Origin of the sequence: Sphingomonas japonica (assembly GCF_006346325.1) — a bacterium.
Taxonomy (GTDB): Bacteria; Pseudomonadota; Alphaproteobacteria; order Sphingomonadales; family Sphingomonadaceae; genus Sphingomonas; species Sphingomonas japonica.
Window position 1 is genome coordinate 1969505 of record NZ_VDYR01000001.1, and the last position, 23711, is coordinate 1993215.

The 23711-nt window shown below is 65.6% G+C and carries 24 protein-coding genes and 2 tRNA genes; 8 read left to right on the forward strand and 18 right to left on the reverse strand.

The window, feature by feature from the left end:
• Positions 1–14 precede the first annotated feature (14 nt).
• From FHY50_RS09700 to FHY50_RS09725, 6 genes are all read right to left on the reverse strand, one after another.
• Positions 15–509: a DUF427 domain-containing protein gene (locus FHY50_RS09700; protein WP_140048249.1), complete on the reverse strand. Its 495-nt coding sequence runs from the start codon at positions 507–509 to the stop codon at positions 15–17.
• On the reverse strand, positions 506–865 hold the full coding sequence (locus tag FHY50_RS09705; protein WP_140048250.1) for a thiol-disulfide oxidoreductase DCC family protein: 360 nt from the start codon (positions 863–865) through the stop codon (positions 506–508). Before FHY50_RS09705 ends, FHY50_RS09700 begins: the two co-directional genes overlap by 4 nt.
• Before the next feature lie 59 nt (positions 866–924).
• A complete protein-coding gene (locus FHY50_RS09710) occupies positions 925–2421 on the reverse strand; it encodes a tryptophan halogenase family protein (RefSeq protein ID WP_140048251.1) in 1497 nt (498 codons plus the stop codon).
• A complete protein-coding gene (locus FHY50_RS09715; protein ID WP_140231126.1) occupies positions 2418–3452 on the reverse strand; it encodes a cupin-like domain-containing protein in 1035 nt (344 codons plus the stop codon). Before FHY50_RS09715 ends, FHY50_RS09710 begins: the two co-directional genes overlap by 4 nt.
• Positions 3453–3457: 5 nt before the next feature.
• Positions 3458–4180 (reverse strand): SapC family protein, encoded by a 723-nt coding sequence (locus FHY50_RS09720; protein WP_140048252.1) that lies wholly within the window; start codon positions 4178–4180, stop codon positions 3458–3460.
• 137 nt (positions 4181–4317) lie between these two features.
• On the reverse strand, positions 4318–7485 hold the full coding sequence (locus tag FHY50_RS09725; RefSeq protein ID WP_140048253.1) for a TonB-dependent receptor: 3168 nt from the start codon (positions 7483–7485) through the stop codon (positions 4318–4320).
• A 305-nt stretch (positions 7486–7790) separates the two neighbouring features.
• Here FHY50_RS09725 and FHY50_RS09730 point away from each other — a divergent pair, with 305 nt between their 5' ends.
• Both FHY50_RS09730 and FHY50_RS09735 read left to right on the forward strand, forming a co-directional pair.
• The gene (locus tag FHY50_RS09730) at positions 7791–8828 is read left to right on the forward strand and encodes a glycoside hydrolase family 43 protein (RefSeq protein WP_244935323.1); all 1038 of its coding nucleotides are present in this window, start codon (positions 7791–7793) and stop codon (positions 8826–8828) included.
• 70 nt (positions 8829–8898) lie between these two features.
• Positions 8899–9789 carry an alpha/beta hydrolase gene (locus tag FHY50_RS09735; RefSeq protein WP_243846818.1) on the forward strand — a complete coding sequence of 297 codons (891 nt, stop codon included), beginning with the start codon at positions 8899–8901 and terminating at the stop codon, positions 9787–9789.
• Between the two features lie 21 nt (positions 9790–9810).
• Here FHY50_RS09735 and FHY50_RS09740 read toward each other — a convergent pair.
• Positions 9811–9885 (reverse strand) — tRNA-Gln (locus FHY50_RS09740).
• 64 nt (positions 9886–9949) lie between these two features.
• Positions 9950–11044: a branched-chain amino acid aminotransferase gene (locus tag FHY50_RS09745; RefSeq protein WP_140048256.1), complete on the reverse strand. Its 1095-nt coding sequence runs from the start codon at positions 11042–11044 to the stop codon at positions 9950–9952.
• Positions 11045–11130: 86 nt separating this feature from the next.
• On the opposite strand from FHY50_RS09745, the gene FHY50_RS09750 reads away from it, so the two are divergent.
• A complete protein-coding gene (locus FHY50_RS09750) occupies positions 11131–11649 on the forward strand; it encodes a MarR family winged helix-turn-helix transcriptional regulator (RefSeq protein ID WP_140048257.1) in 519 nt (172 codons plus the stop codon).
• 6 nt (positions 11650–11655) lie between these two features.
• Here FHY50_RS09750 and FHY50_RS09755 read toward each other — a convergent pair whose 3' ends face one another.
• The 6 genes from FHY50_RS09755 to FHY50_RS09780 form a co-directional block, all read right to left on the reverse strand.
• Positions 11656–12264 carry a hemerythrin domain-containing protein gene (locus FHY50_RS09755; protein WP_140048258.1) on the reverse strand — a complete coding sequence of 203 codons (609 nt, stop codon included), beginning with the start codon at positions 12262–12264 and terminating at the stop codon, positions 11656–11658.
• A gap of 58 nt (positions 12265–12322) precedes the next feature.
• Positions 12323–13114 carry a pyrroline-5-carboxylate reductase family protein gene (locus FHY50_RS09760; RefSeq protein WP_280524730.1) on the reverse strand — a complete coding sequence of 264 codons (792 nt, stop codon included), beginning with the start codon at positions 13112–13114 and terminating at the stop codon, positions 12323–12325.
• Complete coding sequence (locus tag FHY50_RS09765; RefSeq protein WP_140048259.1) at positions 13114–13617, reverse strand: type III secretion system chaperone family protein; 504 nt, start codon at positions 13615–13617, stop codon at positions 13114–13116. The genes FHY50_RS09760 and FHY50_RS09765 overlap by 1 nt, the downstream gene beginning before the upstream one ends.
• A 120-nt stretch (positions 13618–13737) precedes the next feature.
• On the reverse strand, positions 13738–13986 hold the full coding sequence (locus tag FHY50_RS09770) for an accessory factor UbiK family protein (protein WP_140048260.1): 249 nt from the start codon (positions 13984–13986) through the stop codon (positions 13738–13740).
• A 13-nt stretch (positions 13987–13999) separates the two neighbouring features.
• Positions 14000–14554 carry a TspO/MBR family protein gene (locus FHY50_RS09775; protein ID WP_180345106.1) on the reverse strand — a complete coding sequence of 185 codons (555 nt, stop codon included), beginning with the start codon at positions 14552–14554 and terminating at the stop codon, positions 14000–14002.
• 83 nt (positions 14555–14637) lie between these two features.
• On the reverse strand, positions 14638–15384 hold the full coding sequence (locus FHY50_RS09780) for a TlyA family RNA methyltransferase (protein ID WP_140048261.1): 747 nt from the start codon (positions 15382–15384) through the stop codon (positions 14638–14640).
• A gap of 172 nt (positions 15385–15556) precedes the next feature.
• On the opposite strand from FHY50_RS09780, the gene FHY50_RS09785 reads away from it, so the two are divergent.
• Complete coding sequence (locus FHY50_RS09785; protein WP_140048262.1) at positions 15557–16240, forward strand: RBBP9/YdeN family alpha/beta hydrolase; 684 nt, start codon at positions 15557–15559, stop codon at positions 16238–16240.
• Between the two features lie 18 nt (positions 16241–16258).
• On the opposite strand, the gene FHY50_RS09790 is transcribed toward FHY50_RS09785, so the two are convergent.
• Entirely contained in the window at positions 16259–16882 is a 624-nt protein-coding gene (locus FHY50_RS09790; protein WP_166745416.1) for an alpha/beta hydrolase, read from the reverse strand.
• Between the two features lie 143 nt (positions 16883–17025).
• A tRNA-Thr gene (locus FHY50_RS09795) sits at positions 17026–17100 on the reverse strand.
• A 90-nt stretch (positions 17101–17190) separates the two neighbouring features.
• Between FHY50_RS09795 and FHY50_RS14475 the strand changes: the two genes are divergently transcribed.
• A complete protein-coding gene (locus tag FHY50_RS14475; protein WP_279588114.1) occupies positions 17191–17316 on the forward strand; it encodes a hypothetical protein in 126 nt (41 codons plus the stop codon).
• Between the two features lie 5 nt (positions 17317–17321).
• On the opposite strand, the gene FHY50_RS09800 is transcribed toward FHY50_RS14475, so the two are convergent.
• Positions 17322–19112: an aminopeptidase P family protein gene (locus tag FHY50_RS09800; protein ID WP_140048264.1), complete on the reverse strand. Its 1791-nt coding sequence runs from the start codon at positions 19110–19112 to the stop codon at positions 17322–17324.
• A 210-nt stretch (positions 19113–19322) separates the two neighbouring features.
• Between FHY50_RS09800 and FHY50_RS09805 the strand changes: the two genes are divergently transcribed.
• On the forward strand, positions 19323–21389 hold the full coding sequence (locus tag FHY50_RS09805) for a S9 family peptidase (RefSeq protein ID WP_140048265.1): 2067 nt from the start codon (positions 19323–19325) through the stop codon (positions 21387–21389).
• 90 nt (positions 21390–21479) lie between these two features.
• Here FHY50_RS09805 and FHY50_RS09810 read toward each other — a convergent pair whose 3' ends face one another.
• Positions 21480–22088 carry an opacity protein gene (locus FHY50_RS09810; protein WP_140048266.1) on the reverse strand — a complete coding sequence of 203 codons (609 nt, stop codon included), beginning with the start codon at positions 22086–22088 and terminating at the stop codon, positions 21480–21482.
• Between the two features lie 365 nt (positions 22089–22453).
• On the opposite strand from FHY50_RS09810, the gene FHY50_RS09815 reads away from it, so the two are divergent.
• The gene (locus FHY50_RS09815) at positions 22454–23194 is read left to right on the forward strand and encodes a fatty acid desaturase (protein ID WP_244935324.1); all 741 of its coding nucleotides are present in this window, start codon (positions 22454–22456) and stop codon (positions 23192–23194) included.
• On the forward strand, positions 23191–23706 hold the full coding sequence (locus tag FHY50_RS09820) for a sterol desaturase family protein (RefSeq protein ID WP_140048268.1): 516 nt from the start codon (positions 23191–23193) through the stop codon (positions 23704–23706). The genes FHY50_RS09815 and FHY50_RS09820 overlap by 4 nt, the downstream gene beginning before the upstream one ends.
• Positions 23707–23711 lie beyond the last annotated feature (5 nt).

Consider the following 23711-nt stretch of genomic DNA (forward strand, 5'->3'; position numbering starts at 1 on the left):
TGGACTCCGGCAGCTTACCAGCCGCGGCTGCCGGGGCCGCCCTTGAACGGCCCCGCCACGGCCGAGGTGATCCAGCCGCCATAGAAGCCGCCGGGTTGCGGGACCACGGTCTCGCCATCGACGGTGCAACGGTCGAAGGGTGCCGCATAGAAGGCGACATGATCGCGCAGGATCGCAAATCCCGCTGTGGGGCTGGCATAGCTCCACCCGGCCCGCTCCAACACGTCACTGCCGACAATCACGTCCCAGTACGTCGCCGCGCCTTTCCATTCGCAAAAGGAACTTCCCTCGGCGCGGCGCAGCACGCCCGGCGCGATATCGCTGCGCGGGATGTAGTAGCTGGGCGGATGGCTGGTTTCGAGCGTGCGGATGCTGGAAGTGGTATCGGCGACGGTAACGCCGCGATGGACGATGACGATCCGCGCGGCACTCGGCTCGGCGATGGCGGGACGCGGATAATCCCAGACGCTCTCCTGCCCGGGCCCAACGGGGTCAGGACGCGGCCTCATGCCACCGACCTGCCGGCGATCAACCGCTGCAATCCAGGCCGCAGCCGCAGGAACAGGCGATAGCCGCGCTCGAGCAGAAAGAGCACGGGCCGATGCCTTGCCAGCAGCCCCAGCGGGCGCAGGATCGGGATCGCACGCCACATCGCGGCAAAAGCGGCGGCGCCGGACAGAAGTACCCCGTCCTCGCTTGCATGGAAGCGCGACAGCAGTTCCGCGCGATCGGCGGGACAGGAAGTCGTCGCATCCGAGGCATCGACGAATTCGATCCGCCCCGCCTTGTCGAGCTGCCGCATCAGCGCGATCTCGCGTCGGCACAGCGGGCACGTGCCATCGTGCCAGACGGTGATCATGTCCATTCGGGCGATATGGGCATCGCTGCGCGAAATCGCACTATCCGAAGTACGCCCGGTCGAACTCAGCGCGCGGGCGAAGCCGCGCCGTACTGGTCGAGAAACGCCTGATGGCTCGGCATGGTGGCGACGGCGCTGGCGATATTGCGCTTCAGGTCGCCGAGCGCTTGGCGCCGCTGATCGCGCGACATCAGCCGCGCCATCGGATGATGCGTCTTGGGCTCAAGTCCCTGCCCCAGCATCACCTGCACCCAGCTGTCCACGCGAAACAGGTCGTGCGCATCCTGATATGCCTGTGCGCTCTCTTCGAACAGGGCGATACGCTGTGCCAGCGTGTCCGGGATCGCCATCTCTCGGCAGCGGCTCCAGAAAGGCGAATCGGATCGCCGGTTGAGATGATAATGCAGGATTATGAAATCGCGGATGCCTTCGAGCTCGCGCTGCGACTGCTCATTGTAGCGATCGACAAGCGCCTCGTTGATCCCGTCGAACGGGAATAGTTTGACCAGACGCATGATGCCGATCATGATCAAATGGATGCTGGTCGATTCCAGCGGCTCGACAAAACCACTCGAAAGGCCAAAGGCGACGCAGTTGCGGTTCCACGCCTTGCTCCGGCGTCCGGTGCGGAAGCGAATCACGCGCGGGTCGGTCAACATCGCACCGTCGACACGCTCGGCCAGCATCGCCGCCGCCTCGTCGTCCGACACGAACTCGCTGGCGAAGACCAGGCCGTTGCCGACGCGGTGCCGCAATGGAATCTGCCACTGCCAGCCGGCGCGGTGGGCGGCCGCGCGGGTATAGGGACGGGCGTCAGTGGTGGCTTGCGTCTGCACCGCGATCGCGCTGTCGGTCGACAGCCAATGCGTCCAGTCCTCATACCCCGTCTCGAGCGCGCCTTCGATCAGCAGTCCGCGAAAGCCGGTGCAGTCGATGAACAGGTCGCCCTCGATCACCTGCCCGGATTGCAGCGCCAGCCCGGTAATGAACCCGCTCTCTGCCGCCTGGCGGACGTCGGCGATGCGGCCTTCGATCCGCTTGACCCCCGCGGCCTCGGCCACGCCGCGAAGAAAGCCCGCATAGGCGCTGGCGTCGAGATGATAGGCGTAGTTGATCGTCGCCTTGTCCGACGTGGCGAACCGCCCCGCCTCCGCCGCTTGCAGTTCGAAGCAATAGTCGCCCAGCGCGCTGCCATCGCCTTCGTCGCGCGCGCGCAACCAGATGTGATGGAAATCCGCCATCCAGGTCGACCGGCCGAGCACGCCGAACGAATGAAAATAGCGTTCGCCGACCGCGCCCCAATCCTCAAAGGCGATGCCCAGCTTGAAGCTGGCGTTGGTCGCCTGCATGAACGCGCGCTCGTCGATGCCCAGCAGCCGGTGGAAGGTGCGCGCAGTCGGGATCGTCGATTCGCCGACGCCGATCGTTCCGATCTCGTCCGATTCGACCAGCGTCACGTCGATCAACTGGCCAAGCAGCCTGCCAAGCGCCGCCGCGACCAGCCATCCGGCCGTACCCCCGCCGGCGATGACGACGCGCTGTTTGGGACGATCGGCGTTCACCGGTTGATCTTCTGCAAGATGCGCGCGCGCAGGCGGCGTGCCTCTGCGCCGTCCAGCGGTGCTAGCGACCCGTGCGCCGCCGCGGGCAGATGCGCGGTCGCCTGTTCGGGATCGGCGAACAGATAATGGTCGAACAGCGCCCGCCATCCTGCCCTTTCATGGTCCGGCCGTCCGCGCAGCGACAGCAGTCCGTGCAGCAAGGTCGTCATCGGCGTGTCCACGAACGGAGGGGCGGCGTTCCACCAGTAGTTGATCATGGCGTTGAACGGATCGAGCGCTTCGACCTGATGCCACCACAAGGCGGGATAGATCAGCGCATCGCCCGGCTCCAGCTCTGCCACCTCGCCCACTTCGAGTGCCTGTGCGAAGCGCGGATGGCGCACCAAGTCCGGATCGTCGAAATCGACCATCGAGACCATCTGTCCGGCCGGGGTCAGATCGAACGGACCGGGATAGAGGTTCGCCACCTGATCCGGCGGAAACAGCGTGAACCGCCGGCGCCCGACCAGCGTGACGGCGATGTTGTTCGACATGTCAAAATGCGCCGACGCGATCGTGCGGTTGCCGATCCAGATGCTGACCAGCGGCGGATGATCGATCAGCTGCCGGTCTCCAAAGGGCAGCGCCGCTTCGGCGCGCAGTCCGGGAAGATACTGGTCGATATCTGTCGAGCCCAGATAGATCGAGGGGGCGTCGGCGCTGCCGATCCCGGCAAGCAGCCGGTCGAGATAGTCCGATAGCGATCCGCGCTCACGAACAAAGTTCAGCTCTGTGCAATCGCCGATGTAGCCAAAGCGCCCGCCGATGCCCGGCTCGCCGACGAACGCCGTCACGGGACGTCCGCCATCGAACCGCTTGAGCCAGGCAATCGCCAGTTCGGGACCGGCTTGCCCTACAGCGACCAGCGGCAGATGCCGTGCAATGCCGCGCAGGATCGCCGGTCGGCCGCTTTCGATCAGTTCTGCAACGGGCAGCGTCGTTGCATCGGTTCCGTCGATCACACGCGTGCGGCGGGTGACTGCGGCGGGCATCGTGGTCAAGCGCCCTCGTCCAGGCGCGATCGCTTCGCCTGGATCAGCTGCTGGATATTGCCGAGCGACGCCGCCGCGAGCGTGGCGAGCCGCAGCTCGCCCGACCGGTGCAGCTTTTCCAGTATCTCACCGCCGAGCGCGGCGAGCGCTTCGACATCGACGACCTCTACGTCGGGAATTGTGAAGCGGCGGTCTTCGGTCACGTCGACGGTCAACGTGACCGGGGTGAGCAGCCCGGCCCGGTCGAGCCCGGCATAGCTCGACCCCGCCTGCTGCATGCCGTGATACAACAGCCGCAACACGCCGGAGACATGGTCGAGATACGGCGCATTGCCGCCATGCTCCAGGAACAGCGGCAAGCCGTCTTCCGCACCCACGCGCGGATCGTCGAGATCGACATGGATCATCGGCTCGCCCGGCATTCCGTCATCGCCTTCGCGCGCCTGGCCGATGGCAAAGGGTCCTCGCCGGTGGCTGGCCGGGACGTAGCGGCTGATCCAGCGATCATCCGCGAGATACAGATTCTCCCGTGAATCGAGGCCGAGCAGGGCATAGGCCTGGATCCCCGCCTCGCGCCGGCGGAACACGATCGCGAATTCGCGCTGCACTTCCTCGAACTCGACGGGAAATATCGGCGCCTGGTTGGCGGCATCGCCGAATGCTGCGCCCGCCAGCGGCTTCACGCGCAGCTGCGCGTGATCGACATTGTTGATCTGAACCTGATTCATCCGTGTCCGGCCTTGTTCCGTCCCGGGTCTAGCAGCACGTGGTCCGCCGATGAAAGAAAAAGGCCGCTGCATCGCATGCGGCGGCCTTTCTCCCCCCTTTTCCTCAGGCGTCGGCGCGTCCACGCCGCGCCATGTCGTCAGAAGCGATAGCGCGCGCCGAGATAGAAGCGCGGTTTCAACTCCTGCACATAGACGAGGTTGGTCTCGGTGCGGGCATATTGACGGAACGGTTCGCTGGTCAGATTGACCGCCTCGATCGACACGGCGAAACTGTCGCTGATGTCATAGCTGATATTGGCATCGAGCGTTCCGAACGTGTCGGTGAACAGCGGGTTGCGGTTGCCGCCCTGGTTGGTGCCCGACAGATATTTGTCGCGCCAGTTATAAGAGATCCGCGCCGACAAGCCGTTCTTGTCATAGATGCCGGTCAGGTTTGCACTGTCGCCGAGCCCGGTCAGCGCAAACACGTTGACGTTGGGGTCGGCATAGGGATCCACGTTCACGTCGCCGCTCACCATCGTGTACGACGCCGCCAGCCCGAAGCCGCTTTGGCCGAAGAAGTGCGTCCACGCCATTTCGAAGCCGTGGATATTGCCTTCGCGATTGTTGACCGGGCCGGAAATGGCGAAGTCGAACAGCGGGTCGTTTTCGTCTGGAGTGATATCCACCGCGGTGGCGAGGTTGTTGTAGAATGCGGTCCCGAGCTCGCCGGTGGCAGGGTCGATCCCGGCCTGGAACGCCGCCGACGCCGCGCCCTGATCGCCGCCATTCTGCACCAACAGCGCCGTGTAGGCGAACAGGTTGATGTCGCTCAGCGGAAGCCCATTGGTCGTCAGATAGTCGAGCGCGATGCCCGAGCGCGAGCCTGGAGCCCCCGATCCCGGATCGCGCAGACCGAACAGGTTGCCGTTGGTGACCTGCGTTCCGATGAAGTTACGGACATTCTTGTTGAAGAAGCCGATCGAGACGAAGCTCGAAGGCTTGTAATACCACTCCACCGAGACGTCGAAATTGTCCGATACCAGCGGCAGCAGCCCTGGGTCGCGAACATTGGCACCGGCCGCGGCCGCACCGAGCGCGGTCGGTCGGTTGGGCGCGCCTGCCGTCGCGGATGCGAACAGGTTTCCATAGTCGGCGCGTGCCAGCGTCCGGCTGAACGACGTGCGCGCGACCACGTCGTCGAGCACCTCGATGTTGAAATCGAGCGACGGCAACAGATTGTCGTATTCCGCTTTCTGGGTGATCGCATCACCGGCAGGCCCGCCCGCAACATAGAAGTCGTTGTCCGACGCCCAGTTGATCGACACCGGCACCGATTGCAGCGACACCGAGTTCACCCGGGTCTGTTCGTAGCGGACGCCGATCAGCGCATTCGCGCGACGTCCGGCAATGTCGCCGCCCCAGGCCAGCTGGCCATATACCGCCCAGGTCTTTTCGCTGACGGTATCGTCGTTCGAACCTTGCAGCGCGGTGTTCCGGCCCGGCACGTTCTCGTAGAAGGGCGAGAAGATGTTGAGCAGGTCGTTCGCATTTGCACGGAACGCCACCAGCGCCGAATCAGTCGAACCCGGATCATAGCGGTCGAATTTGCAGGTCAGGCAATAGGTCGACACGAGGTCGCCGGCCATCTGCTCGACGATGCCGGTGTCGCCAATGCCCCAATCGCCCAGCAGCTGCTGCGTGTTGGAACCGGCCGTCCGCATCCTCGCATCGACATAGTCGCCGCCGAAGTTGAAGCTGCTGTCGCCGCCCAGATCCCATTCGAAATCGGCACCGAACTGGTTGATCCGGGCTTCCTGCTCCTGGTTGATGACGCGAGCAATCTGCGTTCCCAGATCGCCGAGGTCGAGAACGCCATTGCAGTTGCCGCCGCGCCCGCCATTGGTCGCACTGCAATCGTCGATCGTTTCCGACTGCTGCGGAAAGCCGCTCGAGAAGTCGACCCGGTGACTGTCGCGGACCGGCGCACCGATCGCGAAGGTGACCGCGGACGACCCATTGGGGTTGTCGCCGACCGTCGTCGATTTCGAATGGTTGGCGTCGAGCGTCAGCGACAGCGCGTCGGCGAACTGCCAGCGGACATTGCCGCCGATCGAATACAGCTCGGTATCGGTGGCGAAGCTCTGTTGTTCATACCCCTTATCGGCGACCACCGATTCCGCCAGGATGATCGCGGTCTGCATCTGGTCGTTGTCGTCGAAGGTGACGTCGGTGAAGGGGCGCTGGAACCAGTTGGTCTGCTCGCTGCGCTGGTCGCGCAGCTTGTTGCGCGCATAGAGACCGTCGATCGTGAACTCGAGGGTTTCGGTCGGCTTGAACTGGATCACCGCCTGGCTGTTCAGCCTCTCGCGGCGATTCTCCGAGAACTGATACCGGCTGTCGTTCGGGATCTGCACATAGGGCGTCGTCGGCGTGTTGGTGATGTTGGTCGTCGGCGTGATGTACGTGCCGCCGGTGTTCAGGAAATCGGCCAGCGGCACGATGTTCCAATAGTTCGGGTTGGACTGGACAGACGCCGATTCGCGCAGCTGATAGCTGCCGAATACCGATACGCCGAACGTCTCGCTGGCGTTCTTCCAGTTGAGCAGACCAGACAATTCGGGAGTGATCTTGCTGACATCGCTTTCGGCGTCCTCGATCGAGCTGTCGTAGAGCGCCTTGGCGCCGATCGAACCCGAGAAACCGTCCTCACCCGCATCGAGGGGCCGACGCGTCACGACGTTGATCGCCGCGCCGATACCGCCCGAGGGGATGTTGGCGCGTCCCGTCTTGTAGACTTCCAGCCGCGACACGCCTTCCGACGCCAGATTCTGAAAATCGAACGAACGGCCGGTGCCCGCGGCGAACGCATTGCCGGTGCTGAGATCGATGGTGGTCGATGGCAGCTGGCGTCCGTTCAGAGTCACCAGGTTGAAGCCGCCACTGAAGCCGCGGACGGCGACCTGCGAGCCCTCGCCATTGGATCGGGTGATCGACACGCCGGTTACGCGCTGCAACGATTCGGCGAGGTTGGTGTCGGGGAACTTGCCGATATCCTCGGCGGAAATGGCATCAACCACACCGGCCGAGCTGCGCTTGATCTCGATCGCCTCGTCCAGCGCGGCGCGGATGCCGGTTACGACGATGTCTTCGCCAAACCCTTCGTCCTGGGCAGGAGGCGTCTGCGCACCGGTCGGATCGGCCTGCGCCACCGCCGGGTCGGGTTCGGTCTGGGCGAATGCGGTGCTAGGAATTGCGAGGTACGCAGCGACCGCGATCACGGATGCGGAACGCACGAGCACCGAACGGTGCAGCAAGATTGCCATTGATATCCCCTCCTGGCCGACCTCTTTATCGAGGCTTCAGCAACCGTTACGCCCGTTGCGGGACGCCGACTGTCTGGTAACGCTATCACCACCATCATGCTTGTCAAGTGTGCTGGCGTCGATTTGCCAAGGCGATCCGCGCAGTCGGCGCGGTTACGCGACCGACTGCGAAACTGCGGATCGGCATCCCGCTGGTCGACGACCTCAGCCGCACAGTGGCACGTGCCAGACCCACCCTCCGCGGTTGACGAGCGATTTACTCAGACTAATGATGTCGCAAAAGGCGTGTGGTCGGGAGAGTGATGATGAAAAGCGCGCTGGTTGCATCGCTTGTGATGATAGCGGTAACTTCGGCGCCGCCGGTCCGAGCACAGTCGGTTCAAGCGCGCGCGCAGGGCGCTAACCCCCTGATCCGGGACAAATTCACCGCAGATCCCGCGCCGCTGGTCGTCGGCGACCGGCTCTACCTCTATGTCGGTCATGACGAGGCGCAGCGCGACGAGATGTTCACGATGCGCGAATGGCTGGTCTATTCGACCAGCGACATGCGGTCCTGGACCGACCATGGCCCGATCCTGAACGTGGCGGACTTCAAATGGGCCAAGAAGGACGCCTGGGCGTCGCAGGCGATTGAGAAGGACGGCAAGTTCTGGTTCTACGCGGCCGTCGAGCATGACGACACCCATCCCGGCAAGGCGATCGCAGTTGCCGTGGCTGATTCCCCGACCGGGCCGTTCGTCGATGCCAAGGGGTCGGCGCTGATCACCAATCAGATGACGCCGAAGGGCACGCATAGCTGGGAGGATATCGACCCCACCGTCTTCACCGACGATGACGGCGCCAGCTGGATCGCGTGGGGCAACCGCAAGTGTTACATCGCCAGGCTCAAGCCCAACATGATCGAGATCGACGGTCCGATCACCGAGATCACACCGCCGCATTTCGAGGAGGGACCCTGGCTGCACAAGCGCGGCGCCCTCTATTACCTGACCTATGCCTCGCTCGACCGATCGAAGCACCGCGACGAGAAGATTTCTTATGCGACCGCGTCGTCGATTCAGGGGCCGTGGACCTATCGCGGCGAACTTACTGGCTCCGGCAGATACAGCTTCACCATCCATCCCGGCATCGCGCAATTCAAGGGGGACTGGTATCTGTTCCTCCACAATGCCGCGCTGTCGATCGGCGACCTCAATGGTGCGATCGGGCGGCGCGCGGTCACCGTCGAGCATCTCGCATACAACCCCGACGGCACGATGAAGCCGGTGGTCCAGACGGATGCCGGCATATCGGTTCCCCCCGCTGAGCCGCAGCATGCCCCCACACCCCCTTCCGGAGATTGATCCGATGCGCACCCAGACGCCACCATTCGGGTTGAGTTGGCTAAAGCCGCTGGCGATATGGCTGGCGGGAATGGCGGCCCTCGTCGGCGCAACTGCCGGCCCCGCCCTGGCGCAGGACGATCGGATGACCCCGATCGCCATTCCGGCTCAGCAAGACGCGATCCCGCTCGCCACCGGGCCACTGCCGGGAGCGACCGCGCCGGAAGCATGGCACAGCCAATATGGCAGCGTCTTCGCACGCAATGTCACCACCGCCACGCTCACGCCGTTCCTTCCCGACGCGGCCAAGGCGACCGGGGCGGCGGTGATCGTCGCGCCCGGCGGGGGATTCCGCTCGCTGTCGATGGAGAATGAAGGATGGGACGTCGCGCGTGCGCTGGCAGCGCGGGGCGTGGCGGCCTTTGTTCTCAAATATCGCCTGAACCAGACTCCGCAGGACCTGACCGCGTTCGCGACGTCGATGCGCGAGATGGTGTCGCGCGGCCCGCCGCGACGGTCGGACCCGCGTGCCGCTTTTGGCGAACTTGCCCCGCAGATCGCCGATGCCCGCGCCGCGTTCGCGCTGGTTCGCTCGCGCGCAGGCGAATGGCGCGTCGATCGCGACCGGATCGGCATGGTTGGATTTTCGGCCGGAGCGATGCTGACCATGGCGACCGCACTTGCGGGAGAGGATGCCAAGCCCGCCTTTATCGGCAACGTCTATGGCCCACTGGCCCCCGTAACGGTGCCCGCCGATGCGCCGCCGCTGTTCGTGGCGCTCGCTGCCGACGATCCCTTGTTCGGCAATAGCGGCTACGGGCTGATAGAAAGCTGGACGAAGGCGAAACGTCCGGTCGAGTTCCACCTGTACGAGCAAGGCGGACACGGATTCGGGATGTATCCGAAGGAAACCACCAGCACCGGCTGGTTCGATGCCTTCGCCCGGTGGCTGGCCATGCATGGCTATATGAGCGCGAAATAGCCGGCTCGGGATTCGGAAATCTGGCTGGGGCGGCAGGATTCGAACCTACGAATGGCGGCATCAAAAGCCGCTGCCTTACCACTTGGCGACGCCCCAGCATGATCGGCGAAGGGCGCTTATAGCCGCCTTGCGCGGTGATGGAAGAGGCAGATCGCCGTCGTCAGTCGACGCGCTCGACCCAGCCGTGCGGATCGGGCGCCTCGCCGCGCTGGATCGCGACCAGGCGGTCGCGCAGCGCCGAGGTGACGTCGCCGGGCCCGCCATTGCCGATGCGGAAATCGAGGTCGCGGCCGCGCACTGCGCCAACCGGCGTCACCACCGCGGCGGTGCCGCATGCCAGCGTCTCGCGCAGGTGCCCGCTCGCGGCATCGGCCTGCCATTCGTCGATGGCATAGGCACGCTCCTCGACCTGCAATCCCATGTCGGCGGCCAGCGTCAGGATCGAATCGCGCGTGATACCGGGCAGGATGGTACCGGTCAGCGGCGGCGTGACGATCCGGTTGTCGTCGAACACAAAAAACAGGTTCATGCCGCCAAGTTCCTCGACATAGCGGCACTCGCGCGCGTCGAGGAACACGACCTGGTCGCAGCCTTCGGCGATGCTCTCGGCCTGCGCGATCAGGCTGGCGGCATAGTTGCCGCCACATTTGGCGGCGCCGGTGCCGCCCGGCGCGGCGCGGCTATAATCCTGCGAGACCCAGATGCTGATCGCCGGCGCGCCACCCTTGAAATAGGGTCCTGCCGGCGATGCGATGACCAGATAATGATATTCCGTCGCCGGCTTGACGCCCAGGAACACCTCGCTCGCATACATGAACGGGCGAAGGTACAGCGCGCTCCCGGCCGCGGGTGGAATCCAGTCTCGATCCGCACGCACCAGCGCGCGCACCGACTCGAGGAACAGCGCGTCGGGCAATTCGGCCATGGCCATACGCTTTGCCGATGCACGGAACCGTGCGGCATTGGCGGCGGGACGGAACAGCGCGGCGCTGCCATCGGGGGTTCGGTACGCCTTCATCCCCTCGAATATCTGCTGTGCGTAATGCAGGCCCGATGTCGCGGGATCGAGCAACACAGGACCGCGCGGCATCACCCGCGCGTCGTACCAGCCCTGTCCCGCGCGATAGCGGATCGACACCATGTGATCGGTGAACGACTTGCCGAAACCGGGGTCGGCAAGGATTGCCGCGCGCGCGGCGGGATCGACCGGGGACGGGTTCGCTTCGACGGCGAATGGCTCGATCGGATCGGTCATCTTGCTCCCCTCCACGGCACTCCACGCGCAGTATCGGCGGGTGGTGCGGTTGCGCAGGACTAGGTCCGGTGGCAGAATAGGTCAACATGGCTGGCCAACCCGGACCTGATCCGCATCGCACCGAACCGCCGCGCACGGCATCGCCGCTGTTCCTGCGGGAACCCGAAATCCGCCGCGGGGTCGAACTGCTCTATTTCGGCTACAGCCACTTGACGCGGTCGGTCGACGCCAGCCTAGCCGAAGCCGGGCTTGGCCGGGCGCACCACCGTTCGCTCTATTTCATCGCCCGCCAGCCCGGCCTCACGGTCAGCCAGTTGCTGGCGCTGCTCGCGATCACCAAGCAATCGCTGGGACGGGTGCTGAGCGACCTCACCGAACGGGGCCTCGTCGAAATGCGCCCGGGCGAGCGCGATCGACGCCAGCGCCTGTTGCGGCTCACCCCTGAAGGCGCCGCGCTGGAGACCCAATTGTTCGAGATGCTGCGAGAACGGATGTCGAGCGCCTACTCCACTGCGGGGCAAGGCGCGGTCGGCGGTTTCTGGGCAGTCCTCGACGGGCTGATCCCCCCCGACGAGCGCCCCCGGATCGAGGCGCTCGGTCAGTAGGCGCGATCAGGCGACCTTGAAGCCTTCCTTGTTGACCGCACTGGTCAATGCCTTGTTCTTGGCTTCCGACAATTGCGCGCGCAGCGCCGGGAACAGCACCGTCTCCTCCTCGGTCATATGTTCCTCGATATCGGCGCGGAACTTGCGCACCTTCGCCAGATAATCGGGCGAGTCATTTGGCATGTTCTCCAACTCGTAGAGATACTGCTTGACGTAGCCATGCTCCTTGTTGAGCTCGTCGGCCTGCTCGATCTTGCCCGCCTCGCGCAGCGCGGGATAGATCACATTCTCTTCCTCGATCGCGTGCTTGGCCAAGGCGTGCTTCAGTTGCGCGAGCAGGATCGCGCGTTTGGTGGTGTTGCGCGCCTCGGTCGCTTCGAGCGCGTCGAAGATCTTGAGCGTCGCCTTGTGCTCGGCGGCAAGCGCGTCCGCCCAGTCGCCTGCCAGCATGCTAGGCGCCTGCACCGCCGCCTTGCGGCCGAGCATCGCCAGCATGCCGAGCGCCACGCCGGCGGTTGCGGCGCCGGCGATCAGGCCGAGATTGCTGTGCTGGTCATCCTTCGACACGAACTTGCCTTCGTCGTCGCGGGGCGGGGTGGTCGTGCTGGTCGACATGACTGCTCTCCTGTTGATCCGATTGGCTTGCAACGAGCGATCGGAAGGAGCGTTCCGGTCAGCCCCGGGCGGTGGCTGCCATCTCGACGTTACGGTCGCGCGCCGCGACCAGCGTGGCCTCCAGCAACCGCTCGAGCGCATTGTCCGCGTCGAGCACGTTCAATCCGGCGCGCGTCGAGCCTCCCTTGCTGGCGACGCGGTCGGCCAGCTCCGCGGGCGACACCTGCGCATCCGCGGCCAGGCGCGCGGCACCGTCGGTCGTCGCGACCGCGAGCCGCAGCGCAAGCTCGGCAGGCAGTCCCAGGCTATGCGCCGCGCCGGCCAGCGCATCGATGAAGCGATAGACGAACCCCGGTCCGCTTCCGGCCAGGGCGGTGACGAGATCGAACAAGGCCACATCATCGATCCATTCGACCAGGCCGAGCGGTGCCATCAATTCCGTCACCCGTTCGCGCGCCGCCGCGTCGGCGCTGGGGCTGCTCAAGGCCACCACGCCGCTGCCCAGCCGCACGGGCAGGTTGGGCATCGCCCGCACGATCGCGGTGGCATCGAAGCGCTCGGCCAGCGCGGCCTCCTCGACGCCCGCCAGGATCGACACCAGCAGTGGCAGCCGTCCGCGTCCGTCGAGCATCGGCGCAACCGCGTCGATCTGGTACGGCTTCACCGCCAATAGGAGGATATCGGGAAGCGGACCTTGCGGGAGCGCTGTCTCCACGCGAACGCCCTTGGGAACTTCAGCCGAGCTGCGAACGATGACCGTCACGTCGCCGGGGTCGAGCGCGCCAGCCCCGATCCAGCGCGCGAGCATCGCGCCGCCCATATTGCCACAACCGATCTGCCAAAGGCGGATCACGCTTCTCCCTGCGTCTCGATCAAGGCGGCGGCGATCGCGTCCTTGGGCGACTTGCCCCCCCACAGCACGAACTGGAATACCGGATAGAAGCGCTCGCATTCGTCGATCGCCGATTCGATCAGCAATTCGGCTTGCGCGAGCGACATCGTCGCTTCCTCGTCGCTGTCGATCATCGCAGCGTGGCGGTATAGGAGGATGCCGCTCGACGACCAAAGTTCGAAATGGCCGATCCACAATTGCTCGTTGACCAGCCCGATCGTCTCGTAGATCGCCGCGCGCCGTTCGTCGGCGACGCGAACATCGGGAAAGGCGAGAAACTGGAGGACGCTGTCGTCATCGCGCCAGATCGCGCGCAGTTCATATTCCGCCCAGCTGCCCTTGACCTTGGCGACGATCTCATCGTCGTCGCGGCTGTGGGTCCAGCCATGCGCGGCGTAATATTCCTCGAGCATATCGATCGGCGCGGCATCGTCGCGCTCGTCTTCGGCTTCATCGAGCATGGCATCGTCCTTTGCGGGGCAGTGCTGCCAGGCCCTTGGGTGCCGATGCCGGGACGACGTCGCAAGGCCCCGGCCGCGCAGACGACGAGAAAGCTGTGGAAAACACGGTAACCAAGAAGTTTACTGGCCCGCATTTCCTTTGAGCGTAGCTATCTCGGCCTTGAGCGCCTCGACCTCGTCGCGCGCGGCGGCCGCCATTGCCTTGACCGCCTCGAACTCGTCGCGGCTGACGAATTCCAGTCCGCCGATCCACTCGCGCGCACGCTCGCGCGCGGCGCTCTCGCCCTCGCGCGCCATCCCGGCGATCGTGCCGGCGGCGCCGTTCACGAATTTGGCCAGGTCGTCAAAGAGGCGGTTCTCGGTCTGCATGAGCGTCCTTTCGTCAAAGCTCGATTTGGGTGGACGACGCCTTGGGCACAAGGGCCTGTGCATTCGGGTTCATGCGGTGGATCGACCAGTTGAGCACGCCGGCAAAGCTGATCCAGACCAGATACGGCACCATCAGCCAAGCCGCGAGCGGACGGATACGGCCGAACGCCAGCGTCGTGGCGATCGCCGCCACGTCCATCGCGACGATGATCAGAAACGCGGCGAATACCGCCTGTGCGCCGAAAAAGGTCGGCGACCAGATCAGGTTGAGCGCGAGCTGGACGACGAACAACGTGATCGCCAGCCCGCGCCCGCGCGATCCGCGGGCATTGAGGATCACCGCGATCGCCAGCCCCATCAACAGATATAGCAGCGTCCAGGCGACGGGAAACAGCCAGCCCGGCGGAGTGATCGCAGGCTTGGCAAGCGCGACATACCACGGATTGTCCGACCCGCTCGGCACCAGCCGGGCTGAAACCAGTCCAAGCATCAGCACCGCCGGCACCGTCACGGCCGCCCAGCGGAACAACGACATGCGCAACTGGCCTTGGGACGCGATCTCGTTCACGAAGCTTCCTCTTCCCGCAACGTCTCGTCTTACGCGACACACTTCGTCGCACGCTCCATGCCGCGCGGGCCGAATAACGCAAGTCAATCCGTATCGGCTCGCTTGCGCGCAGCCACCAGGAATTCGCGATTGCCTTCGGGGCCGGTGATCGGACTTTCGGTGATGCCATCGACATCCCATCCGCTTGACTGAAGCCATTCGGATGCCGTCGCACAGACCCGGCGATGCACCTCGGCATCGCGGACCACTCCGCCCTTGCCGACCTCGCCGCGCTCCGCCTCGAACTGCGGCTTGATCAGCGCGACCAGCCGTCCCCCGGCCCGGACGAAGCCGAGCGGCACCGCCAGCACCTTGGCAAGCGCGATGAAGCTGGTATCGCACACCACCCAGTCGACCGGCTCGGCAATATGCGCTGGGGTCAGGATGCGGGCGCTGGTCTGTTCATGGACGATGACGCGCGCGTCCTGCCGCAGCTTCCATGCCAGCTGATTGGTGCCCGAATCGACCGCGTACACACGCGCCGCGCCGCGCGACAGCAGCACGTCGGTAAATCCACCGGTCGACGATCCGACGTCGATCGCGACGGCTCCTGCAGGATCGAGCACGAAATGATCGAGCGCATGCGCCAGCTTGATGCCGCCGCGCGAAACCCAGGGATGATCGCGGCCGCGCACGTCGAGTTCGGTGTCGTCCGGGACCGTCTGTCCCGGCTTGTCGATCTTGCGCGTCCCGGCGAACACCAGCCCGGCCATGATCAGCGCCTGAGCGCGCGTCCGGCTTTCGACGAGCCCGCGATCGACGAGCAACTGATCGACGCGAACTTTGGCCATGCCACGCCCATGCCGCGTCGTTCACTCTGCCGCAAGCGAGCTTCGCTTGAACGCCAAAGCCATTGCCTACTAAATTAGTAGGAATATAGCGATGGATGGGTGACGGCGCGGTCGTCGGCGTCCCCTAGAGCGACCGGAGACCGCGCCGCGCCTAGCACCAAGGAGATGGGTCATGGGCAATTTCTCTGACATCGATCCCGGTAACCCGGTGGTCTTGACCGTGCCGGGGCTCGGCGGATCCGGTCCGGCGCACTGGCAAAGCCTGTGGGAAGAGACGCGGCCCGATACCGCGCGAGTCGAACTGGGAATGTGGAACGCGCCGCACCGCAATGCCTGGGTTACAAAGCTCGATCAGGCGATTCGCGCCGCCGGTCGGCCCGTGGTCCTCGCCGCGCATTCGCTGGGGTGCCTCGCGGTCGCGTGGTGGGCGGAACTGGCCAGCCAGCCTTTCGGCTTTCCGGTCGCCGGCGCATTGCTTGTCGCACCCGCCGATGTCGATCGCGCCGATGCCCATCCCGACCTTTGCGCCTTCGCCCCCGCGCCTCGCAAGCTGTTGCCATTTCCGTCGATCCTGGTCGCGAGCAGCGACGATCCGTGGATCGACCTCTCCCGCGCCGATCAGCTCGCCGCGCAGTGGGGCAGCCACTTTGTCGATGCGGGACCGCAGGGACATCTCAACGCTACCAGCGGCATTGGCTGGTGGAGCGAGGGTCAGGCCTTGCTCGACCGAGTGATCGACAGCGCCGCGGTCGGCAAGGCCACGCGCTGGCGCTCGCGCGGCGACCATGCGCTGCTTGCGGTCAGCGCCACCGACGCGGCGCAGGCGCATTATCTGGGTTCTGACCGCTTCAGCTAGCCGCCGCGGCGGAGCGGGTCAGCGATCGAACGCGTCGTCCTGCCCGCTCAGCGCCCCGGCAAGCCGGGCCTCGTGCGCGACGACGGCAGCCGACCAGCGCGCGATTGTGCGGCGCGCATGCCGCCATGGCGAGCGCGCGCCGCCTGCCCGATCGGACGCGATGCGCAGCGACGGCTGCCGCTCCGTCAGCACGCTGCCGCCCCAATCTTCGGCCAGCGCCGCAAGGCGGCGGTCCTGGTCCGGCCGCGCGGCGCCTCCGACAAGGATAGCGGGAAATGGCAAGCGCAGCCGCGGCGACGCGAAGCGCTCCTGCTCGGCGTCGCTCGCATCTTCGGGCGCGAACAGCACCGCACCGGCCACGCGCGCTACCGACTGGCTCGGCGAAAGCCGCGCCCACCACGCTGCCGCGAGGCAGCCGACGCCCGAAGCGACCAGCAGGACAGCGCGATCCGCCTGCGCCACAGCCTGGTCGAGATGCACGCCCAGCATGTTGCGCGCCGCGGTGCCCTCGCCCTGAAAATCGATATGACGATCGCCGCGTGCGGGCCAGCCGAACGCCGTCTGCCAGGCGGGCGCATCGCCGCGGCACCCGCCGATCGTCACGATCGCATGCTCCGATCCGCGAAACAGTGCGAGGTCCATGGCTATCCTCCAGCGGTCACGTGACCGGATCCGGAGCATATCCCCATTCAATCACTATGCAATAGCGATGCGCCACTGCGCCCGTCCACCGCGACCGCCGGCCCGCCCCTGTCGGACGGCATTCCAACGATGCGAAGAAAAAATGGTGCTGCCGGTGAGGATTGAACTCACGACCTCAGCCTTACCAAGGATGCGCTCTACCACTGAGCTACGGCAGCACTCGCCGCTACCGTTTCCGGGCGGGAGGGGCCTATGTGCAGGGGGAGCCCCGATTGTCAAGCAGATGCGCGGCGCAGTAAGGTGCGCGGATGGAGACCAGCGAACAACGTGCCGAGCGCTTGGCCAAGGCGCTGCGCGACAATCTTCGCCGCCGCAAGGCGCAGGCCCGCGCCGCGCAGGGCGAGCCCGTGCCAGCCCCCACGCGCGACGACTGACCCGATCATAGCGGCGCGCATTTCGCTTCTAACCAGGCCCGATCGTCGGCGCCCAGCTCTGGCGCGATGCGGCGCAGCGTTTCGGCATGATAGGCATTCAACCATTCGCGCTCGTCGGCGGTGAGCAAGTCCGGCTCGATCAGATCGCGCTCGATCGGCACGAAGGTGAGTGTCTCGAACCCCAGCATCGGCTGTTCGGCGCCGTCGATCCGGCGCTGCTCGACCAGGATCAGGTTCTCGATGCGAATGCCGTATTCGCCTGCCTTGTAATAGCCCGGCTCGTTCGACAGGAACATGCCGGCGCGCAGCGGTTCGGTCGGGCCCCCGCCGGGATAATTGGGTGCGGCGATGCGCTGCGGCCCCTCGTGCACCGACAGGAACGCGCCGACGCCATGGCCGGTGCCGTGCGGGTAATCGAGCCCGATCTCCCACAAGGGCTGCCGCGCCAGCACGTCGATCTGTCCGCCCACCGTGCCCTCGGGAAACACGACGCGGCTGATCGCAATCATGCCCTTGAGCACGCGGGTGAAGCGGTTGCGCATCTCGTCGGTCGGCGGCCCGACCGGGACGACGCGGGTGATGTCGGTGGTGCCGTCGACATATTGCCCGCCCGAATCGATCAGGAACAACCCCGGCTCGATCGGGGCATTCGATTCCTCGGTGACATGGTAATGCGGGATCGCGCCGTGCGCGCCGGCGCCGGAAATGCTGTCGAACGACAGATCCTTGAGCGCGCCGGTGGCCTTGCGGAATTCCTCCAGCTTCGCCGCCGCCGATAGCTCGGTCTGCCCCCCCTTGGGCGCTTCGCCCTCGATCCAGCGCAGGAACCGCACCATCGCCGCCCCGTCGCGCACCTGTGCGGCGCGGTGGCCGGCGATCTCGACATCGTTCTTGATCGCCTTGGCCAGCAGCGCCGGGTCGCGCACTCCGATCACCTTGGCCCCGCCCGCCTCGAGCGCGTCGAAGATCGCCGCAACCGCGCCGCCGGGGTCAGCCGCGACCCGCTTGCCCGCGAATTGCCCCAAGGCACCGGCGAAAGCGGTGCGGTCGTGGACGCGCACCGCGTTGCCGAGATGCTGGCGGACGGCATCGGTCAGCTTCTTGGGCGCGACGAACAGATCGGCGGTGGCATCGGCGTGAAGGATCGCGCAGGCGAGCGCGACCGGGGTTCGCGGCACGTCGGCACCGCGGACGTTGAACGCCCATGCGATCGAATCGAGCGCGGTCAGCACCACCGCGTCGGCGCGGCGCTCGCTCAGCCATTCGGCGATATCGCCGCGCTTTTCCGCCGCCGACTTGCCGGCCACCGCGTCCGGCTGGACGGCGAGCGTCGCGGCGGACGGCACAGGACGGTCGCGCCATATCGCATCGATCGGATTGACATCGACGGCGACGAGCTCGGCCCCGCGCTCGGCAAGCGCCTTGCGCGCTTCGTCGACCCAGGCGCGGCTGTGCAGCCAGGGATCATAGCCGATCCGACCACCATCGGGCGCATGCTGTCCAAGCCAATCGGTGAGGCTGGTCTGCGGCACCGCGACATAGCGCCAGTGCGCGGCATCGACCTGTTCGCGCACCTGCAGCGTATAGCGCCCGTCGGTAAAGATCGCCGCCTGCTCGGGCAGCACCACCGCGTTGCCGGCCGAGCCCTGGAAACCGGTCAGCCAGCCGAGCCGCTGGGCATAGTCGCCGACATATTCCGACAGATGCTCGTCGGTGAGCGGCACGACGAAGCCGTCGAGCTGCTGCGCCGCAAGCTGGGTGCGCAGGGCGGCAAGGCGGTCGGCATGGGTCGACATGAATACTCCTTCGATTCGGCCCCGACGCCGCCGCCGGTCCGGGGCGAAGTCGAGAATGTTGAGACATGCTGTCACCTTCGGCGGCACCTCAGGATCGGTGCGGGCGTGGCTGTCGTCTCGGTCGCGATCGACCTAATCATACCCGATCCCGTTACGCCAGTCGCCGACGCTGCTCGACTTGGCGCGAAGCAAGGCGCTAGGGATGCGGGCATGACGCTTCCCCCTCCCCCCGTTGCCGCCGCTCGTCCCCATTCTATCACCCACCACGGCGTCACCATCGACGACCCTTATGCCTGGCTGAAGGACGCGGGCTATCCCAAGGTCGAGCATGCCGAGATCCTCGACTATCTCAAGGCCGAGAACGCCTATTACGAAGCGGTGATGGCGCCGCATGCGGCGCTGACCGATACCTTGTTCAAGGAGATGCGCGGGCGCATCAAGGAGGACGAATCGACGGTCCCGCAGAAGGATGGCGACTGGCTGTACTGGACCGCATTCGAGACCGGCGGCGAATATCGCAAATGGTGGCGGCGGCCGGTCGGTGCGGAACCGGGCGAGGCCGACGAACTGATCCTCGACGAGCCGGCGCTGGCGGAGGGAAAAGAATATTTCTCGCTCGGCGCGCTCTCGGTGAGCCCGGACGGCCGGCTGCTTGCCTTTGCCTATGACGACACCGGATCGGAACGGTTCGAGGGACATGTCAAGGACCTGACCACCGGCGAACTGCTCTCGGACGTGGTGCCGGGCATACTGTCGGAAATGGTGTGGACGCAGGATTCGGGCGGCTTCCTCTATTGCCCCGCCAATGACCAGTGGCGCACCGACCGCGCCTGCTGGCACAAACTGGGTACCGCCACAGTCGACGATGCGGTGCTCTACCGCGAGGCCGACGAAGGCTTCCGCGTGACGGTCGGCGAGACGCAGTCGCGGCGGTTCCTGGTGATCGCGACGGGCGACCACGTCACCAGCGAAGTCTATCTGCTCCCCGCCGGCGACCCCGCCGCCGGCCCGTTGCTGGTCGCGCCGCGCCGGGTCGGGCGCGAATATGATGTCGACGAGCATGACGGCACCTTGTTCATCCACACCAACGACATGCATCCCAATTTCCGGCTGGTGACCGCGCCGGTCGAGGCGCCGGGCGACTGGACCGAACTGATCGGGCCCTCTCCAGACTTCTACATGACCGGGATCGTCACCTTTGCCGATTTCTTCGTGGTCGAGGGGCGCGACCGCGGGCTCGATCAGATCTGGCTGCACCGCTATGACGGCCGCGCGCCGACGCTGATCCCCTTTCCCGAAGCGAGCTATGTCGCGGGCGTCGGCGACAATCCCGAATATGCGATCGATACGCTCAGGCTCGGCTATGAATCGATGGTTACACCGGGAACCGTGTACGACTATGACGTGACGAGCGGCGCGCTCACCACGCTCAAGGTCCAGGAAATCCCCAGCGGCTACGACCCCGCCGGATACGCCACCGAGCGGCTCGAGATTACCGCGCGCGACGGGACGCAGGTGCCGTGCTCGATCGTGTATCCCGCCGGCTTCCCACGCGATGGCTCGGGCAAGCTCTATCTCTATGCCTATGGCGCTTATGGCTATGCGGTGCCGCCGGGCTTCTCGACCAGCCGCATGTCGTTCCTCGACCGCGGCGTCGCGTTCGCGATCGCGCATATCCGCGGCGGCGATGACTTGGGCCAGCAATGGTATCTCGACGGCAAGCTCGACAAGCGCGCCAACACGTTCAACGATTTTGTCGACGTCGCCAGGGGGCTGATCGAGCGCGGTTTCACCTCGGCGGGCAACATCGCCATCGCCGGGCGCTCGGCAGGCGGCGAGCTGATGGGGGCGGTGGTCAATTCGGATCCCGAGCTGTGGCGGGTCGCGGTGATCGACGTGCCCTTCGTCGACGTGCTCAATACCATGCTCGACGACAGCCTGCCGCTGACGCCGGGCGAGTGGCCCGAATGGGGCAATCCTATCACCGATCCGGCGGCGTTCGAGCTGATCCGATCCTATTCGCCGTATGACAATGTAAAGGCGCAGGATTATCCGGCCCTGTACATCTCGGGCGGGCTCAACGATCCGCGCGTGACCTATTGGGAGCCGGCGAAGTTCGCAGCGAAGCTGCGCGCGATGAAGACCGACGATCACGTGCTGGTGCTCAAGACCAACATGGGCGCCGGACATGGCGGCAAATCGGGCCGCTGGACGTCGCTTAAGGAATCCGCCGAGGAAATGGCATTCGTGCTGTGGCAACTGGGGATGGCGGAGTAGCGCTTGGCCCCTGGACCGGGATTGTGGGCATCGTACGAAAAAGGGCGGCGGGATCGCTCCCGCCGCCGTCTCGTTCAGCTCCGGATGCGCTTAGAAGTGCGCGATCAGGCCCGCCATCGGGCGGAAGCTGTTGAAATCGCCGAACGTGTTCGCCTCGAGACGCAGCCGTACGCCGCTGTTGCCGGTAACGCCGCCCAGGCCGATGTCCTTCGGGCCGACTTCCATGCCGATACCATAGGTGATGTCATGGAAATCCGGGCTGTCCTCGCCGAGGCGGTCGAAATTGACCCACTGATAGCCGACCTTGCCATAGAACATGCCGCTGTCACCGGTGCGGATGCCGAAACGGCCGGCCGCGCCATACTGCCAGTCGATGTCGCCTTCGACACCCTTGGCAGCATTACCCTCGGCACCGACGAACACGGGGCCGAGCGGCACGTTGATGCCGGCGACGCCCTGCACCAGCGTGCCCTTCAGGTTTTCGTTGGGGAAGCGGGGGATGCCGGCCTCGGTATTTTCGCTGTCGAAGAACTCGTACCCACCCATCACGCCGACGTAAGGCTCGATGCCGAACGCGGGGGTGCCATCGGGCGCAGTCGCGCCATCGACCGGTGCAGCCGTTTCATAGCTGTCCTGCGCAAAGGCGACGGAGGGTGCGGCCACGGCGATAGCCGCCGCGGCGAGAAGACCATAACGCATGGGATTACCTCGTTTGTTGAAACTGGTGGCGGCCGTGGCCGCCGGCTGGAGCGCTGGCGTTCAGCGATCCGGTGGGAGCATAAAGCTCGGACCGGCGGCTTGGTTGCGCCGCAGCGCAACAAATCTGTCATCAATTACCCCCTGTTGCCCCCGTGCAACGGTTTATGAACGCTGGATAAACAACTTCGCTGCATTGCGGCATAAACATGGCGGCGCTGCCCAATACCGGCCACTTTGTGGTACGACCTAGCGCGCGCCATACGCTAGCCGGATCGATCGAACGCACTTTCGCCGCCGGCCGCTCCCGACTATGTACGCCCGCTATGACCTTGCTCGCCCCGCCCCTGCCCCGTGTGTCGCGGCGCGTGACGTCCCATCGGCGGCAGGGGCTGATCGGCATGACGCTGGCGGCGGCAATCTGCGGCGGTTGGCTGGCGGTGCACCTCCTGGCGATGTTCTTGGTGACGGTTTCGTTGGCGACCCTTCCGCTGGTGGTCGCGCTGGCCGTGCTCCAGACCTGGCTGTCGGTCGGGATGTTCATCGTTGCGCACGATGCGATGCACGGATCGCTGGCGCCCGGCCATCCGCAGGTCAACGCGCGTGTCGGCGCATTGCTGCTGATGCTGTATGCCGGGTTTGGCTGGGCGCGGATGCGCGACGCCCATTTCGAGCATCACCGCCATTCGGGAAGCGCACGCGATCCCGATTTCGACGCCGCGCATCCGCGCAGCCCGGCGCGCTGGTACTGGACGTTCCTGATGCGCTATTTCGGGTGGCAATCGACGCTGTACGTGACGGTCGTGGTGCAATTCTATTGGTGGGTGGCGGGCGTGCCGCTCGCCAATCTGCTGCTGCTCTATGCGCTGCCCGCGATCCTGTCGTCGATCCAGCTCTTCTATTTCGGCACCTATCGGCCGCACGCCCATGACGACACGGGGTTCGCCGACCGGCACAATGCGCGCAGCGAAGCCTTCGGGCCGCTGGTGAGCCTCGCCACCTGTTTCCATTTCGGCTATCATCACGAACACCATGTGAGCCCCAACGTGCCGTGGTGGGCGCTTCCCGCGGTTCGCCGCGCGGCGCTTCGGGACGGAGCCCTGCAATGACTGCGTTCGAGAAGATCGCCACCGTCGTCGCCGCCATCGCCTTCATGGAATTCTTCGCCTGGAGCGTGCACAAATACGTCATGCACGGCTGGGGCTGGGGCTGGCATCGCGACCATCACGAACCGCACGACCACGCGCTCGAGCGCAACGACCTGTACGCGGTGGTGTTCGCCGGCATCGTCATGACGATGTTCGCAGCGAGCTATGCGTGGCCCGACGCGGGATGGTCCTATCCCCTGCACTGGATCGCGGTCGGCATCACGCTGTACGGGGCGATCTACGCCTTCATCCATGACGGCCTCGTCCACCAGCGCTTCTTTCGCTGGGTACCAAAGCGCGGCTATGCCAAGCGGCTGGTGCAGGCGCACAAGCTCCACCACGCGACGATCGGCAAGGAAGGCGGCGTGAGCTTCGGCTTCATCCTTGCGCCCGATCCGCAGCGGCTGAAGGCGGAGCTCAAACGCCAGAAGACCGCGGGCATCGCGGTGGTGCGACCGGCGGCGGTGGACTGACGCGC

What these genes read in the sequence shown, in the direction of transcription:
- FHY50_RS09700 (WP_140048249.1), bottom strand. Translation starts at nt 509, where the DNA reads ATGAGGCCGCGTCCTGACCCCGTTGGGCCCGGGCAGGAGAGCGTCTGG.
- FHY50_RS09705 (WP_140048250.1), bottom strand. Translation starts at nt 865, where the DNA reads ATGGACATGATCACCGTCTGGCACGATGGCACGTGCCCGCTGTGCCGA.
- FHY50_RS09715 (WP_140231126.1), bottom strand. Translation starts at nt 3,452, where the DNA reads ATGCCCGCCGCAGTCACCCGCCGCACGCGTGTGATCGACGGAACCGAT.
- FHY50_RS09720 (WP_140048252.1), bottom strand. Translation starts at nt 4,180, where the DNA reads ATGAATCAGGTTCAGATCAACAATGTCGATCACGCGCAGCTGCGCGTG.
- FHY50_RS09725 (WP_140048253.1), bottom strand. Translation starts at nt 7,485, where the DNA reads ATGGCAATCTTGCTGCACCGTTCGGTGCTCGTGCGTTCCGCATCCGTG.
- FHY50_RS09730 (WP_244935323.1), top strand. Translation starts at nt 7,791, where the DNA reads ATGAAAAGCGCGCTGGTTGCATCGCTTGTGATGATAGCGGTAACTTCG.
- FHY50_RS09735 (WP_243846818.1), top strand. Translation starts at nt 8,899, where the DNA reads ATGGCGGCCCTCGTCGGCGCAACTGCCGGCCCCGCCCTGGCGCAGGAC.
- FHY50_RS09745 (WP_140048256.1), bottom strand. Translation starts at nt 11,044, where the DNA reads ATGACCGATCCGATCGAGCCATTCGCCGTCGAAGCGAACCCGTCCCCG.
- FHY50_RS09750 (WP_140048257.1), top strand. Translation starts at nt 11,131, where the DNA reads ATGGCTGGCCAACCCGGACCTGATCCGCATCGCACCGAACCGCCGCGC.
- FHY50_RS09755 (WP_140048258.1), bottom strand. Translation starts at nt 12,264, where the DNA reads ATGTCGACCAGCACGACCACCCCGCCCCGCGACGACGAAGGCAAGTTC.
- FHY50_RS09765 (WP_140048259.1), bottom strand. Translation starts at nt 13,617, where the DNA reads ATGCTCGATGAAGCCGAAGACGAGCGCGACGATGCCGCGCCGATCGAT.
- FHY50_RS09770 (WP_140048260.1), bottom strand. Translation starts at nt 13,986, where the DNA reads ATGCAGACCGAGAACCGCCTCTTTGACGACCTGGCCAAATTCGTGAAC.
- FHY50_RS09780 (WP_140048261.1), bottom strand. Translation starts at nt 15,384, where the DNA reads ATGGCCAAAGTTCGCGTCGATCAGTTGCTCGTCGATCGCGGGCTCGTC.
- FHY50_RS09785 (WP_140048262.1), top strand. Translation starts at nt 15,557, where the DNA reads ATGGGCAATTTCTCTGACATCGATCCCGGTAACCCGGTGGTCTTGACC.
- FHY50_RS09790 (WP_166745416.1), bottom strand. Translation starts at nt 16,882, where the DNA reads ATGGACCTCGCACTGTTTCGCGGATCGGAGCATGCGATCGTGACGATC.
- FHY50_RS14475 (WP_279588114.1), top strand. Translation starts at nt 17,191, where the DNA reads ATGGAGACCAGCGAACAACGTGCCGAGCGCTTGGCCAAGGCGCTGCGC.
- FHY50_RS09800 (WP_140048264.1), bottom strand. Translation starts at nt 19,112, where the DNA reads ATGTCGACCCATGCCGACCGCCTTGCCGCCCTGCGCACCCAGCTTGCG.
- FHY50_RS09805 (WP_140048265.1), top strand. Translation starts at nt 19,323, where the DNA reads ATGACGCTTCCCCCTCCCCCCGTTGCCGCCGCTCGTCCCCATTCTATC.
- FHY50_RS09810 (WP_140048266.1), bottom strand. Translation starts at nt 22,088, where the DNA reads ATGCGTTATGGTCTTCTCGCCGCGGCGGCTATCGCCGTGGCCGCACCC.
- FHY50_RS09820 (WP_140048268.1), top strand. Translation starts at nt 23,191, where the DNA reads ATGACTGCGTTCGAGAAGATCGCCACCGTCGTCGCCGCCATCGCCTTC.